Genomic DNA, 14,054 nt, shown 5'->3' on the forward strand with positions numbered 1-14,054 from the left:
GGGAGAGGGGGCAGGACGGTGGGACGTTCGACGCGACAGCTCGTGGCCCTCCTGCCCGCGATGCTCTGCGCGGTCTGGTCCCTCCTGGTCCTTCCCGCGTCGACGGCGCAGGCGACGGACCACACGGCCGGACCGGCTCCGACCCGGACCGTGGCCTCCGTGCCGTCCCACGGTGCGGGACCCCGCGTCTCGGCTCCCGAGCCGCACTTCGCGCCCACCGCCGTCGTACGACTCCCCGCCGCCGTCGAGAACCCCGTACGGATCCCCGTCACGCCCGCGGGCACGGCCGTCGTCCCCGCCGACCTCTCCCTCCCGGCCCGCGGCGTCCTCGCCGGCGACCCCCGCCGGGAGCGCGCACCGCCCGGTACGGCCCACGACCCGCGGGCCCCTCGCGGCCCTCCCTCCACCCGGCACAGCTGACGTTCCTCCGCGTCGCCGTCCGGGTCATCGGCATGCCCCCGGACCGGTCCACGACGCGTGTCCATCCGTACGTCCGGCACGGCCGGCGCGCGCTCCCACCCTCCGCGTGGGCGCGCGCCGTCGCCGTGCGCCGCCCGTGGAGTATCCGTGTCCTCTCGTTCCGCGCTCTGGCGTGCGCTGCTCGCGCTCGCCGTCGTCGCCCTGTCCCTCTGGATCACCCTGACCACCCCGCCCCGCCTCGGACTCGACCTCCGCGGCGGGACCCGCATCGTCCTCCAGACCGAGGACGGCCCCACCGCCCGCGCCGACGCCGCGGCCACCGACCGCGCCCTGGAGGTGCTCCGCAAGCGCGTCGACGGGCTCGGCGTCGCCGAACCCTCGCTCGCCCGCTCCGGCGAGCGCCGCATCGTCGTCGAACTTCCCGGACTCCGCGACCCGCGTCAGGCCGCCGAGGTCATCGGCCGGACGGCCCAGCTCACCTTCCACGCCGTGACCGGCGAGGCGCAGGGCCCGGCCGCGAAGAACGGGACGGCACGTGTCCTCGCCGACCCCGACGCGCCCGGCCGTTTCCTCGACCTCGCCGCACCCGCGCTCACCGGCGACGGCGTCAAGAGCGCCGAGGCCGCGCTCGACACCACGAGCGGCCGCGGCTGGACGGTCGACCTCTCCTTCCGCGACCGGGCCGCCGACACCTGGGCCCGGCTGACCGGCGCCGCGGCCTGCGCGTCGCCCGGAGACCAGGCCCGCAGGGTCGCGATCGTCCTCGACGACCGCATCGTCTCCGCGCCCGCCATGCAGACCGGCGTGCCGTGCGGCTCGGGCATCGGGGGCGGCTCCGCGCAGATCACCGGCGGATTCTCCGCGCAGGATGCCCGCGACCTCGCGGCCCTCGTCCAGGGCGGCGCCCTGCCGGTCCCCGTCACGACGATCGAGCAGAGCACCGTGGGTCCGACCCTCGGCGCCGAGGCGATCCGCGCCAGCGCCTGGGCCGCGGTGATCGGTCTCGCCTGCACCGGGGTCTTCGTGATGGTGATCTACCGGCTCCTCGGCGTCCTCGCGACCGCCGCACTCCTCCTCTACGGGCTGATCTCGTACGCCGCGGTGGTCGCCCTCGGCGCCACGCTCACCCTCCCCGGCCTCGCCGGATTCGTCCTGGCCATCGGCATCGCCGTCGATGCGAACGTCCTCGTCTTCGAGCGCGCGAGGGAGGAGTACGCGGCACTGGGCCGGGCCGCGTCCGGGCGCGATCTGCGGCGGCCGCTGACGACGGCGTTCGGCAAGGTGTGGAGCGCCGTCGCGGACTCCCATGTCACCACCCTGCTCGCGGCGGGCCTGCTCTTCGTCTTCGCCACCGGCCCCGTCAAGGGCTTCGGCGTGACCCTCGCGATCGGCGTCGTGACCTCCCTCCTCACCGCGATGGTCATCACCCGCCTCCTCGCCGACCTCGCCCTGCGCCTGCCCGCCGTGCGCCGACGTCCGGCGGTCACGGGCATGGCAGGACTCGGCCGGCTGCGCACCCGGCTGACCCGCCGGGTGCCGCGCCTGATGGCCCACCGGCGGCGCTGGCTGCTCTCCTGCGCCGGACTCCTGATGGTGGCCCTCGCCGGAATCGGCGTTCGTGGCGTGGAGTTCGGTGTCGAGTTCACCGGCGGCAGGGTCGTCCAGTACACGGCCGAGCGCCCCGTCGACGCGGACGCGGCGCGCGCCGCGATCGCGAGGGCGGGCTTCCCCGACGCCGTCGTCCAGACGACCGGCGACAGCGACGTGTCGGTACGCGTCCGGGAGAGCGGGGACGGGGAGCAGCGGGAGATCCGGGAGGCGCTCATCCGGGTCGCGGGCCCGGTGGAGGTGGAGCGCGACGACCTGATCGGCCCCAGCCTGGGAGGCGAGCTGCGCACCCATGCCCTGCTCGCCCTCGGGCTGGCGGTCGCGGCCCAACTGCTCTATCTGACCGTACGGTTCCGCTGGACGTACGCGACGGCGGCGGTCGCCGCCATGACCCAGGACGTGCTGCTCGTGATCGGCCTGTTCGCCTGGCTCGGCAAGCCGGTGGACAGCGTCTTCCTCGCCGCGCTCCTGACGGTCGTCGGCTACTCGGTCAACGACTCGGTGGTCGTCCTCGACCGGCTGCGGGAGCTGCGGCGCCGCGGTGGCGGCGTGTCGCTCGCGGACCTCGCCGACCGGGCCGTCGCCCAGACCCTGCCCCGCACGGTCAACACCGGTATGGGGGCGCTCTTCGTCCTGGTGGCGCTGGCCGTCCTCGGCGGCGACTCGCTCACGGACTTCTCCGTGGCGCTGCTTGCCGGAGTCGTGCTCGGCATGGCGTCCACGGTGTTCACGGCGATGCCGTTGGCCGTGGCCCTGGAGAACAGGAACCCGGCTCCCGCCGCGACCGGCGCATCGGGAGGCCCTTCCGGCTCCGGCACGCGACGGCGGGCGGGCGGTGCCCGCGCGGACCGGGACCGCTCGGGGGCGGTGGTCTGACCCGGGTGAACCGAGCGGCGCGTCCGGAATGCCTGCGCCGGAGGCGGCGGCCCGTCACGCACACCGTACGGTCCGACCGGGCGGAGCCCCCGTACGGTCTCTCCGTACGGAGCCCTCGTCCGGTCCGGGCAGGACGGAGCCCTCGTACGGTCTCTCCGTACGAGGGCCGGCGGGTCGCCCTCTCGGGTCACGCCCCCGCGAGTTCGGCCTCGATCAGGTCGGCGGCCCGGCGCGTGCCTCCCTCGCGGGCCATCGACTCCTGGATCTCCCGGGCACGGCGGGCCACGTCGGGATCGTCGAGGAGCGCGAGCATGTCCTTCCGCAGCCGCTCCGGGGTGACCTCGTCCATCGGCAGGTGCCGTGCCACGCCCAGCGCCTGGAGCATGTCGGCGTTCCCGAACTGGTCGACGGCCTGCGGAACGGCCACCATGGGCGTTGCCGTGGCCAGGCCCTCCTGGCTGCCTCCCGCGCCCGCGTGGGTCACGAACGCGTCGGCCTGCCGGAGGATCGCCAACTGGGGTACCCAGGAGTGCACTTCGACGTTGGCCGGCACATCGCCGAGCTCGGCCGCGTCCACGAACTTCCCGATCTGGAGGACGACATGCCAGCCGGGAAGCCCGGCGAACGCCGCCACGCAGTCGCGGTAGAAGCCGGGCAGCTTGGTGAACGCGGAGCCGAGGGAGACCAGGACCACCTTCTCCGCGTCCGCCGGCCGCTGCCAGCCGCCCTGCTCGGCACGCTCGCCCTGGCAGGCGCCGACGAAGGTGTAGACGGACTCGTCGACCCGGTCGGCCTGCGGCTGCAGCGCCTTCGGAATGAGGACGAGCGCACGGCGCGGGCGGGCGACGAACCGGTCCGGGTCGGTGTCGAGCCCGTGCTCGGCGAGCCAGGCCTCGAACCGCGCGTAGTACGCCTTGCCGCGCGGCGAGGCCTTGAGCTCGGCGAACATCGGCTCGGCGACCTCCTCCTCGTACCCCTCCCACGGCACGAGGTTCGGCCACAGCGAGACCGCGGGCACGCCCCAGCCGTGGGCGAGGACGCGGGCCGGGTAGGAGGTGATGTCGTGGAGGACGAGGTCGGGCCGGTCCCCGTCGAAGGCCTCGGCGAGCTGCGGCAGCGCCTGCACGGCATCGCTCAGGAAGGGTTCGAGGTTGTCGATCAGTTCGGTCCCCCAGGCGTCCGGGTCGTCGTCGGTCGGCAGGGTCGAGGTGTAGACGACGGGCGTGGCCCCCGTCTCCGCGACCTTCTCGGCGAAGGACGCGGGGACGGCGTAGCTGACGCGGTGCCCACGCGCGACGAGCTCGCGGATCACCTCCAGGCTCGGGTTCACGTGGCCGTGCGCGGCGATGGAGAACATGGCGATGTGTGCGGGAGACGCGGTGGTGGTCATGACGGTCACCATAGATGAGACGAGACGTCTCGTCTACTCGTCTACTCGTTTGCTCGGCGGCGGCTGCGGCGACTGCGGCGGCTGTGGCGGTTGGGGCGGCAGGTCGCGGTCGCGGTCGCGATGTGGGGAGTTCACGAGCGGACCCCGCAGTTGATGAGCTGTTCATGCCAAGATGTCGCCTGTCGCGTCATGCCGCCCGACCCAGGGGACACAGTGAAGACACAGGTGTACGCCACCAGGGGCGCACTCGCCCTCGCCGCCGCCCTCACGATGATCATCGCGCTGCCCGGGAGTGCGTTCGCCGCACCGCCCCCCGCGCTCCCGGCCAACGCCGACGGCCTGGAACAGACCTTCCAGCCGGCCTACGACTACGACACGGACGGGTGCTACTCCACCGCCGCGATCGGACCCGACGGCACCGTCAACGGCGGGCTCAAGCCGTCCGGCGCCCTCAACGGCCAGTGCCGGGACTCCTGGGACCTCACCCAGACCAACGGCTACTCCCGCGCGAAGTGCAACAACGGCTGGTGCGCGATCCTCTACGGCCTCTACTTCGAGAAGGACCAGGCCGTCATCGGCAGCGGCCTCGGGGGACACCGCCACGACTGGGAACACGTCGTCGTCTGGGTGCAGAACAACCAGGCGCAGTACGTCTCCACGTCCGCCCACGGCAACTTCAACACCTACGGCCGGGACGCGATCCGCTGGGACGGCACCCACCCGAAGGTCGTCTACCACAAGGACGGCATCGGCACGCACTGCTTCCGCCCCGCCAACGCCAACGACGAGCCGCCGGAGAACCACCAGCACAGCTGGCAGTTCCCCAGCCTGGTCGGCTGGAACGGCTACCCGGCCGGTCTGCGCGACAAGCTCAGCCAGGCCGACTTCGGGAGCGCGGTGTTCGGCCTGAAGGACGGCAACTTCGCCCCCCACCTGGCCAAGGCCAAGCCGGCCGGGATCCCCTTCGACCCGTACGCCTGACCTCGCAGGGGCTCCGGCGCCCCGGCCGGCCGGCAGACAGGCCCACGTCTGCCGGCCCGCCGGAGCCAGTCGAAACCCTCCAAGCCGGGCCGGGCAACGTTGTACCAGGTCAAGATCACCACGCTCATCCGCACGGCCGCAGACTTGCAGGACGCGGCGGCTGCCGCGGCCCTGTCCGTATCGACACCTGGGACACCACACGTGAGCGAACGCGTCATCCAGCCCAAGAGCCGGGGCTTCCTCTTCCTCGACTCCCACCCCGGCGGCTGCCGACAGCTGGTGGACGCGATGTGGCGGGCCGTCCCCGACCCGGCCGCCGCCGGGGGAGAAGGACCGGTGGCTCTGGTCATCGGCTCGTCCGCCGGGTACGGCCTGGCCGCAACGATCGCGGGCCTGGCCCGTGTCGGCATCCGCGGGATCGGCGTGTGCTTCGAGAAGGCGCCCGCGCGCCGCACCGGCACGGCCGGCTGGTACCGCACCGCCGCCACCGCGCGGCTCGCCCGGCAGCACGGGCGGGACATGGTCTTCCTCAACGGCGACGCGTTCAGCGACACGATGAAGGAGCAGGTCGCCGACCTCCTGACCGAACGGTTCGGGGGACGACTCGACTACCTGGTCTACTCGGTGGCCGCACCTCGCCGCACCGACCCGGACACCGGCGCCGTACACGCCTCGGTCCTCAAGCCGATCGGCGCGCCCTCCACCACCAGGACCCTCGTCTTCGACGAGCGCGGCGCCCCGGAGGTCAAGGACGTCACCACGGCGCCGGCCGAGGGCGACGACATCGAGCAGACCGTGGCGGTGATGGGCGGCACCGACTGGGAACGGTGGATCACCTTCCTGGCCGACCGGTCCCTGCTCGCCGACGGCTTCGCCACCGCCGCCCTGTCCTACATCGGCTCGCCGCTCACCGCGGCGATCTACCGGCAGGGCACCATCGGTGCCGCGAAGGCGCATCTGGAAGCCACCGCACGCACGCTGGACGAGCGCCTCGGCAGGACCCTGGGCGGTCGGGCCGTCACCTCGGTCAACGCCGCCGCCGTCACCCAGTCCTCCACCGCCGTCCCGGGCATCGCCCTGTACGTGGGGCTGCTGCGCGGCGTACTCGGCGACGCCATGACGGCCCCGATCGGTCAACTGGTGGAGCTGTGGGACCAGCTGACCGGCGCCCGCCCCTTCGACGTCGACGACGAGGACCGGGTCCGCCTCGACACCTGGGAACTCGACCCCGCCGTGCAGAGCGCCGTCGCCGAGCGCTGGAGCAGCGCCACCAGTGACACCGTCGCCGAACTCGCCGACCTCGACTGGTTCGGCGACGAGGTCCGCCGCCTCTACGGCTTCTCCGTCCCCGGAATCGACTACACCGCTGCCGTCGAGACCGATGTCCCCTGGCCCGCCCCCACCGTGTGAACCGCTCGCCGAGCACCCCGGTCGCGCGAGCGGCGGCAACCTTTCCTCTTCCTGTGGCGACTACCGGGCGCCCGCCCTTCCCGGCGGGCGCCCCCACACGGAAGGACGGACGACATGACCGAGGTGCGAGGCAGGGCGAGGCACCGGAGACGCGGCAGGGCGCTGGTGATCGGTGTCCCGGTGGCGCTCACCGCTGCCGGGGTGCTCGCCTACGGCACGGCCTTCGGCGTCTTCGGCACGGACGCGAGGCCCCGGGCGGAGGCCGTGGACGCGAAGGGCGTCGAGGCGAAGGCCGGGGCCGCGGCGACGGCGGCGGAGACGCCCGTCTGGGCCCGTGCCGTCGCCGACGGTTTCGCTTCGGTCGACGCATGGGGGCAGAAGGGCACGTACGGCGGGAGGGACGGCAGGACGGTCACCGTCCGGACCCTCGCCGACCTCGAGAAGTACGCCACCGCCCCGGAGCCGTACGTCATCGTCGTGGCCGGGACGATCACGGTGAGCCCCACGGGCAAGGAGATCAAGGTCGCCTCCGACAAGACCATCGTCGGCTCGGGGACGTCCGGTCACATCGTCGGAGGAGGCTTCTTCCTCGGGCAGGGCGTGCACAACGTCATCATCCGGAACCTGACGATCCGGGACGCGTACCAGGGCATCTGGAACGACAAGGAACACGACTTCGACGCCGTCCAGATGGACGGCGCGCACCACGTGTGGATCGACCACAACGACCTGCGGCACATGGCCGACGGCCTCATCGACAGCCGCAAGGACACGACGTACGTCACCGTCTCCTGGAACAGGCTCGGCACCAACAACAAGACCTTCGGCATCGGCTGGACAGACAACGTCACGGCCGATCTGACCATCCACCACAACTGGTTCCGCGAGACCGAACAGCGCAACCCGTCCACGGACAACGTCGCCCACGCGCACCTCTACAACAACCTCCTCCAGGACGACCCCGGCACCGACATCACGTCGTCGTACGGGAACTACGCCCGCGGGAAGACGCGGATGGTCCTCGAGAACAGCGTCTTCCAAGGCGTGAACAACCCGGTCATCAAGGACGGCACGGCGGCGTTGGTGCAGCGCGGAAACGTCTTCTCCGGCACCACGGGCCGCAACGAGAGCGGCGGTACCGGGTTCGACCCGAAGGCCTTCTACCCGTACACGCTCGATCCGGCGGCGGCGGTGCCGGCGCTGCTCAGGTCGGGGGCGGGCCCGCGGACGACGATCGGCACGGCGACCGCGGGAGGCACGGCGGGCACGGTGAGCGCGACTCCGGCCGCGGCGCCGACCGTCCTCACCGTGGCGAAGGACGGCAGCGGCCGCTTCACCAGCGTGCAGAAGGCCGTCGACGCGGTACCGGCGGGCAACAGCTCGCGCGTCGTGATCCGAGTGGCGCCCGGCGTCTACCGGGAGACGGTCAAGGTCCCCTCGAACAAGCCGCAGGTCACGATCGAGGGCACCGGCGGAAGCCGCAAGGACACCGTCATCGTCGAGGGCCACGCCTCCGGCATGACCAGACCGGACGGCTCGGGGACGTACGGGACGGGCGGCAGCGCCACCGTCGCGGTCGAGGCCGACGACTTCCAGGCACGGAACCTCACCTTCTCGAACGACTTCGACGAGGCCGCGAACCGCAACCTGAACGGCCATCAGGCCGTCGCCCTCCGCACGGCCGCCGACCGGGTCCTCCTCGACGGCGTCATCGTCAGCGGCGACCAGGACACCCTCCTGCTCGACACCGCGGCGAAGGACAGGCTCGGCCGGGTGTACGTCACCCACTCGTATGTGATCGGCAACGTCGACTTCGTCTTCGGGCGGGCCACGGCGGTGATCGACAGATCGGTCCTCACCCTGAAGAAGCGCTGGGACGGCACGTCTGCGGGGTACGTGACGGCCCCCAGCACCCCGGCCGGCCGCAAGGGTTTCCTGATCACCCGCTCCACGGTGAACGGTGACGTCTCCGCGGGCGGCTTCTTCCTCGGGCGCCCCTGGCACGCGGGCGGAGACGCGACGCTCTCGCCCCAGACGACGGTACGCGACAGCGTCCTGAGCGCTGCGGTGAAGCCGACCCCCTGGACGGACATGAGCGGTTTCTCCTGGAAGGCGGACCGCTTCGCGGAATACCGCAACACGGGCGCGGGCGCGGGCCCGGCCCACGCCGACCGCCCGCACCTGACCGCCACGGAGGCAGCCACCCAGGACACGCTCCACTGGCTGGGCGACTGGAGGCCACAGACGTCCTGAGCCCCGCCCGCCGTGCGCACCGGCGGGGTTCCGTGGGCGGCCTGACCTGCCGCGAGACCCCGAAGTCCGGCATGCGATCATGCGGTTGCCCCGGGGGTGGGCCGCCCGGTCGGGCGTGTGCGACGCGAGGAGTGCGGTGTGAGATCGGGCGGGGACCGGGACGATTCGTCGGTGCCGGACGACGTGTGGGAGCAGTTCCTGCGGGATTCCGTGGAAGGCGTCGCGGACGCGCCCAAGGAGCCGTCCGCGCGGGCCCGGGTCGTGACGGAGCGGCTCCGCGACGAGCCCGCGGGCAACGAGGGTTGGCGGACGTACACGCCCGCCGCCCCGGCCCGGCGCAAGAAGGGCTGGTACCTGGCCGGACTGGCCGCCGCCGTGGCGCTGCTGGTCGTGGCGTTCGACCCGTGGGACATCATCGGCGCGTCCGGCGGGGACGGCGCGTCCGGACCGCCGCTCGCCCAGGAGTCGGGGCGCCCGACGGGCGCGCCGCCCCTGGAGCCGGCACAACGTCCCACGCTCGACGAGCCGTTCAGGGGATCGCCCGCCGCGCGCTGGGCGGACGGCACGGCCGGGATCGCCGTCCCCGACGCCCGGGCGACCGGATGGATGAGCAAGACGCAGGTGGAGAAGGCGCTTCGCCAGACGCGCGACTTCCTCGCCGGATCCGGCCTGGACCCGGCGGTGCTGCGCGGCGAGCGCCCGACCAGGGCCATCGCCCTGATCAACCCGCACCAGAAGGACGTCAAGGACTATCTGGCCGCCGCGTTCGGCACACCGACGGAGGAGAACGACCCGCTGCTGCTCTTCAGCCGGTTCGACCCGTCGCACACGCGCCTGGTCGGCGACGTCGTCAAGACCCGCGGCCGGATGACCTTCCGGGAGGGCCATCGCGGTGCCCTCCAGGTGACCACCGACGTCACCTACGTCTACCCGGTCGTCCAGGCCGAGGCAGGCAGCGACGAGGTCGTCCGCACGATCGCGCGGCGCGAGGTCGTGGTCAACTGGGACGACCCCTCGAAGATCATCACCGAGCCGGGCACCCTCTCCCTCGTCTCGTACAAGGTCGACATGACCAACGGCGGCTGCGACACCCACACCGGCTACTTCACCCCGGAGTTCGGCACGCGGGAGCCGGACGGCCGTTCGAGCGACGGCGAGACCGTCGACCCGTACGACCGCAACGCGCCGATGTTCGGCGGGCAGGGGAGCCCGGACGACACCTGCAGGACCGCGTCCCGCTCCTGACCACCGGTCGTACCTGCTTCCTGCCGTTCCCGCGGCCCCGCCCTCGCGTGTCCGCGGGCGTGTCCGCCCTCCGCGCCCGCCTATGCGCCCGCCCTCCGTGCCCTCCGTGCCCTCCGCCTGTGTCCGTCCTCCGCGCCCTCGGTATTCCCGGCCGCCGTTCCATGGTCACGGGCGCACCGGGCGGGCACGATGGTGGCCACCGCGGCGGGGTGACCCGTGCGCGCCGACAGGAACCGGAAGGGACACGTCACCCCATGCCCCAGCACTACGGCGACTACCAGCACGAGATCTACTTCGACGGGCTCTTCGGCGTCCTGCCCACCCAGCCGATGACCTTCGCCGAACTGGAGTCGCGGGCGCGGGCCGCCCTCCCGCCCTCGCTGTGGTCGTACGTGGCGGGCGGCGCGGGCGACGAGGCCACCCAGGAGGCCAACGCCACGGCCTTCCGCACCTGGGGGCTCGTGCCGCGCATGATGGTCGGCGCGGCCCAGCGCGACCTGTCCGTCGACCTGTTCGGGCTGAAGCTGCCGTCACCGCTGTTCATGGCGCCGGTCGGCGTGATCGGTCTCTGCGCCCAGGACGGGCACGGCGACCTGGCGACCGCCCGCGCCGCCGCCCGTACCGGCGTGCCGATGATCGCCTCCACGCTCACCGTCGACCCGATGGAGGAGGTCGCCGCCGAGTTCGGCGACACACCGGGCTTCTTCCAGCTCTACACGCCCACCGACCGCGACCTCGCGGAGAGTCTCGTACGCCGCGCCGAAGCCGCCGGCTTCAAGGGCATCGTCGTCACGCTCGACACCTGGATCACCGGCTGGCGGCCCCGTGACCTCGCCACCGGCAACTTCCCCCAGCTGCGCGGACACGCGCTCGCGAACTACACCTCCGACCCGGTCTTCCGCGCCCGCCTGGCCAAGAGCCCCGAGGAGGACCCGCGCGCCGCCGTCCTGGAGTGGGTGGGCGTCTTCGGCAAGCCGCTCGTCTGGGACGACCTGGCCTGGCTCCGCTCGCTCACCGACCTGCCGATCGTCCTCAAGGGCATCTGCCACCCCGAGGACGTCCGCCGCGCGAGGGACGGAGGCGTGGACGGCGTCTACTGCTCCAACCACGGCGGCCGCCAGGCCAACGGAGGCCTGCCCGCCCTGGACGCCCTGCCCGACGTGGTCGCCGCCGCAGACGGTCTCCCCGTGCTCTTCGACTCGGGGGTCCGCAGCGGCGCGGACGTCGTCAAGGCCCTCGCCCTCGGGGCCACGGCGGTGGGGGTCGGGCGCCCGTACGCGTACGGACTCGCCCTCGGCGGCACCGACGGCATCGTGCACGTCCTCCGTGCCCTGCTCGCCGAGGCCGACCTGATCATGGCCGTCGACGGCTACCCGACGCTCGCCGACCTCCGCACGGACGGCGCGCTGCGCACGGTGCGCTCGTAGGCGGTGTCCGCCCACGGCCCTGGCCGCCTGCTCTGGCAACGGCTCCACCAGCGTCAAGGCCCAGACCCTGGGCGCCTTCCTCAAAGGCCGCTGGGAGTTCGAGGCCGAGAACGGGGAGGGGGCCCGGATCGACGTGTCCGAAGAGGGGCGTTGGCTGATCACCGGCGGGGGCGCGGACGATCCGTGGGCGGAGGAAGGCGACTGGTCCTTCGAGGGCGGCCGCCTCTCCCTGGCGGTCGACCGGCGCGAACCCTACGTGGTCCACGACGTTCCCGAGAAGGCGGAGAAGGCGCTCGGCGGCAGCTACACCCTGTCGGGAGGACTCATCGAGGGCCAGGACGCGGGCTATGCGCGGATGAGGATCAGCGGAGGCCAGGACGAAGTGGTGCTGACGTTCCCCGAGTACACGGACGACGGGCCGCGGGTGGTCACCTGCACACGGGTGGAGGTCCACGAGGCGTCCTGAGGCCCGGCCGGGCCTCGTCCGGTGCCTCGCCGTACACTCCACCTCGCCGGTTGCGGCGTTTCTCGGGGGAGGCGATGTGGTGGGCGACGGTGTGTGGTCCGGGAGGGAACAGCGGCTCGACCTCGGGGCGTCGCTGCTGTTCGGAGCGGTCTACGCGGCTGCGTTGTTCCTCATCGTGACGGGCTTCACCGCAGAACCGAGGGGCTGCGGCGGCCGCTTCGCCCCCGCGTGCGCGGCCGGGACGTACGCCCGCCTCGGCGTCGGCTTCGGGCTCGCCCTGGTCGTGGCACCGCTGCTGTACAAGGTCGTGCCGAGTGTCCCGTACGGGCGGGGCGTCGGCCGGGCGGCGGGCATCGTCGCCCTGCTCCTCGGGGCGGCGGCCGGTATCGCCCTGGCGGCACTGGCCGCCCACGCCCTCTCCTGAGGCGGACATCGCGGCTGGTTCCTTCGGAAGGGCGGGGTGCTCGCGCGCGGGCTGCGGGTGCGGATCGCGGCCCGCGCGTGGCTGGTGAAACGGAGTTCCGTGGCCCGGGCCCCGGGACGGGTTCAGTTGAGGGTGTCGGGGTCCGGCCCGGTGCGCAGTCCGCGGTCGAGGCCGCCGAGCGCGCTCATCTCCTCGTCGGAGAGGGCGAAGTCGAAGACGTCGATGTTCTCGCGGATACGAGCGGGGGTGACGGACTTCGGGATCACGACGTTCCCGAGCTGGAGGTGCCAGCGCAGCACCACCTGGGCGGGGGACCTGCCGTGCCGGGTGGCGATGTCCACCAGGGACGGCTCGGCGAGGACGGCGCCCTGGGCGAGCGGGCTCCACGCCTCCGTGGCGATGGAGTGGACGGCGTGCAGCTCGCGGAGCTCCCGCTGCTGGAGCGCCGGGTGGAGCTCGATCTGGTTGACGGCGGGCACGAGGTCGCTGCTGTCGAGCAGCCGCTTCAGGTGCGCGGGCTGGAAGTTGGAGACACCGGCCGCGCGGACCCGCCCGTCGGCGACCAGCTTCTCGATCGCGCGCCAGGTGTCGACGTACAGGTCGCGCGCCGGGGTCGGCCAGTGGATGAGGTACAGGTCCACATGGTCGAGGCCCAGCTTGGCGAGGCTCTCGTCGAAGGCCCGCAGGGTGGAGTCGTACCCCTGGTCGGCGTTCCAGAGCTTGGTGGTCACGAAGAGCTCGCCGCGGTCGATGTCGGAGTCGGCGAGCGCCCGCCCCACACCGGCCTCGTTGCCGTAGATCGCGGCGGTGTCCAGGGAGCGGTATCCGGCCCGGAGGGCGTGGCCGACGGCTGCGGTCGTCTCGTCGTCGGGGACCTGGAAGACACCGAAGCCGAGCTGCGGGATCTTCACGCCGTTGTTGAGCGTGACGGTGGGGAGGTGGGACATGCGTGCACTGCCTTCTCTGCGGGTTCGCCCACGGGTTTCTTCGAGGGCGTTTCTCTGGGCTTCTCTGGGGATGGCGCGAGGGACGTGTCCGACGGATGGCCGCGAGGGAGGGCGCGGAAGGGGTCCCTGCGGGTGTCTCGCCGGTACGGATCAGGCGAGGGCCCCGGTGGCCGCGACCGCGAAGGAGTGGTCCTGCGCGGGTGCGCCGCCGCCGACACCGATGGCGCCGATGAGCGTGCCGTCGCGGTGGACGGGGACGCCGCCGGCGATGAAGAGGAGCGGGCGGTCCAGGGCCGTGGTCAGGGAGTGGAAGGGGCCGTCCGGCTTGACCAGGTCGACGAGGTCGGCGGTGGGGGCGTCGAGCTGCAGGGCGGTGTAGGCCTTGCGGGTGCTCGTCTCGCCGGAGATCAGCACGGCGCGGTCGTCGCGGCGGAAGGCGAGGAGGTGGCCGCCGGCGTCGAGGACGGTGACGCTGACGGTGACCCCGGCGGCCTCGGCGGCGCGGCGGGCCGCGGTGAGCAGGATCTCGGCGTCCTGGGTGCTCAGCGGGGCGACGGCGGTGGTGGTGGCGTTCATGGGGTTCTCCTGAGGTGGTGTGCTGCGCAGG

Annotated in this window: 11 protein-coding genes and 1 pseudogene; 9 read left to right on the top strand and 3 right to left on the bottom strand. The window is 72.8% G+C overall.

From position 1 onward, the window contains the following. The first annotated feature begins 18 nt into the window (after positions 1–18). Positions 19–420, top strand: coding sequence for a hypothetical protein (locus ACZ4XX_RS14095; protein WP_468508196.1), 402 nt, complete (start codon positions 19–21; stop codon positions 418–420). Between the two features lie 147 nt (positions 421–567). Next, on the top strand, positions 568–2,904 hold the full coding sequence (gene secD, locus ACZ4XX_RS14100; protein WP_468508197.1) for a protein translocase subunit SecD: 2,337 nt from the start codon (positions 568–570) through the stop codon (positions 2,902–2,904). Positions 2,905–3,091: 187 nt separating this feature from the next. Here secD and mgt read toward each other — a convergent pair. Further along, positions 3,092–4,310 (bottom strand): annotated as a pseudogene (gene mgt, locus ACZ4XX_RS14105) (macrolide-inactivating glycosyltransferase). A gap of 254 nt (positions 4,311–4,564) precedes the next feature. Here mgt and ACZ4XX_RS14110 point away from each other — a divergent pair. The 7 genes from ACZ4XX_RS14110 to ACZ4XX_RS14140 all read left to right on the top strand — a co-directional run bounded on the left by ACZ4XX_RS14110 (position 4,565) and on the right by ACZ4XX_RS14140 (position 12,500). Beyond that, on the top strand, positions 4,565–5,275 hold the full coding sequence (locus ACZ4XX_RS14110) for an NPP1 family protein (RefSeq protein WP_468508276.1): 711 nt from the start codon (positions 4,565–4,567) through the stop codon (positions 5,273–5,275). A gap of 201 nt (positions 5,276–5,476) precedes the next feature. After that, positions 5,477–6,685, top strand: a complete 1,209-nt coding sequence (fabV, locus tag ACZ4XX_RS14115; protein WP_468508198.1) for an enoyl-[acyl-carrier-protein] reductase FabV — start codon at positions 5,477–5,479, stop codon at positions 6,683–6,685. A 114-nt stretch (positions 6,686–6,799) separates the two neighbouring features. After that, the gene (locus tag ACZ4XX_RS14120; protein WP_468508199.1) at positions 6,800–8,938 is read left to right on the top strand and encodes a pectinesterase family protein; all 2,139 of its coding nucleotides are present in this window, start codon (positions 6,800–6,802) and stop codon (positions 8,936–8,938) included. Positions 8,939–9,076: 138 nt separating this feature from the next. Then, the gene (locus ACZ4XX_RS14125) at positions 9,077–10,183 is read left to right on the top strand and encodes a hypothetical protein (protein WP_468508200.1); all 1,107 of its coding nucleotides are present in this window, start codon (positions 9,077–9,079) and stop codon (positions 10,181–10,183) included. Positions 10,184–10,437: 254 nt separating this feature from the next. After that, positions 10,438–11,610: an alpha-hydroxy-acid oxidizing protein gene (locus ACZ4XX_RS14130; RefSeq protein WP_468508201.1), complete on the top strand. Its 1,173-nt coding sequence runs from the start codon at positions 10,438–10,440 to the stop codon at positions 11,608–11,610. Positions 11,611–11,743: 133 nt separating this feature from the next. Continuing rightward, positions 11,744–12,076 (top strand): hypothetical protein, encoded by a 333-nt coding sequence (locus tag ACZ4XX_RS14135; RefSeq protein ID WP_468508202.1) that lies wholly within the window; start codon positions 11,744–11,746, stop codon positions 12,074–12,076. A 79-nt stretch (positions 12,077–12,155) separates the two neighbouring features. Beyond that, the gene (locus ACZ4XX_RS14140) at positions 12,156–12,500 is read left to right on the top strand and encodes a hypothetical protein (protein WP_468508203.1); all 345 of its coding nucleotides are present in this window, start codon (positions 12,156–12,158) and stop codon (positions 12,498–12,500) included. A gap of 122 nt (positions 12,501–12,622) precedes the next feature. Here the strand turns inward: ACZ4XX_RS14140 and ACZ4XX_RS14145 are convergent, their stop codons facing one another. Further along, positions 12,623–13,447 carry an aldo/keto reductase gene (locus ACZ4XX_RS14145; RefSeq protein WP_468508204.1) on the bottom strand — a complete coding sequence of 275 codons (825 nt, stop codon included), beginning with the start codon at positions 13,445–13,447 and terminating at the stop codon, positions 12,623–12,625. 150 nt (positions 13,448–13,597) lie between these two features. Beyond that, on the bottom strand, positions 13,598–14,023 hold the full coding sequence (locus ACZ4XX_RS14150) for a GlcG/HbpS family heme-binding protein (protein ID WP_468508205.1): 426 nt from the start codon (positions 14,021–14,023) through the stop codon (positions 13,598–13,600). Between the last annotated feature and the right edge of the window lie 31 nt (positions 14,024–14,054).

This window comes from Streptomyces sp. NPDC029956 (assembly GCF_055574655.1).

Bases quoted from the DNA above. Each gene is read 5' to 3' on its own strand.
- ACZ4XX_RS14130 (WP_468508201.1), top strand. From the start codon at position 10,438: ATGCCCCAGCACTACGGCGACTACCAGCACGAGATCTACTTCGACGGG.
- ACZ4XX_RS14150 (WP_468508205.1), bottom strand. From the start codon at position 14,023: ATGAACGCCACCACCACCGCCGTCGCCCCGCTGAGCACCCAGGACGCC.
- ACZ4XX_RS14120 (WP_468508199.1), top strand. From the start codon at position 6,800: ATGACCGAGGTGCGAGGCAGGGCGAGGCACCGGAGACGCGGCAGGGCG.
- ACZ4XX_RS14110 (WP_468508276.1), top strand. From the start codon at position 4,565: ATGATCATCGCGCTGCCCGGGAGTGCGTTCGCCGCACCGCCCCCCGCG.
- ACZ4XX_RS14145 (WP_468508204.1), bottom strand. From the start codon at position 13,447: ATGTCCCACCTCCCCACCGTCACGCTCAACAACGGCGTGAAGATCCCG.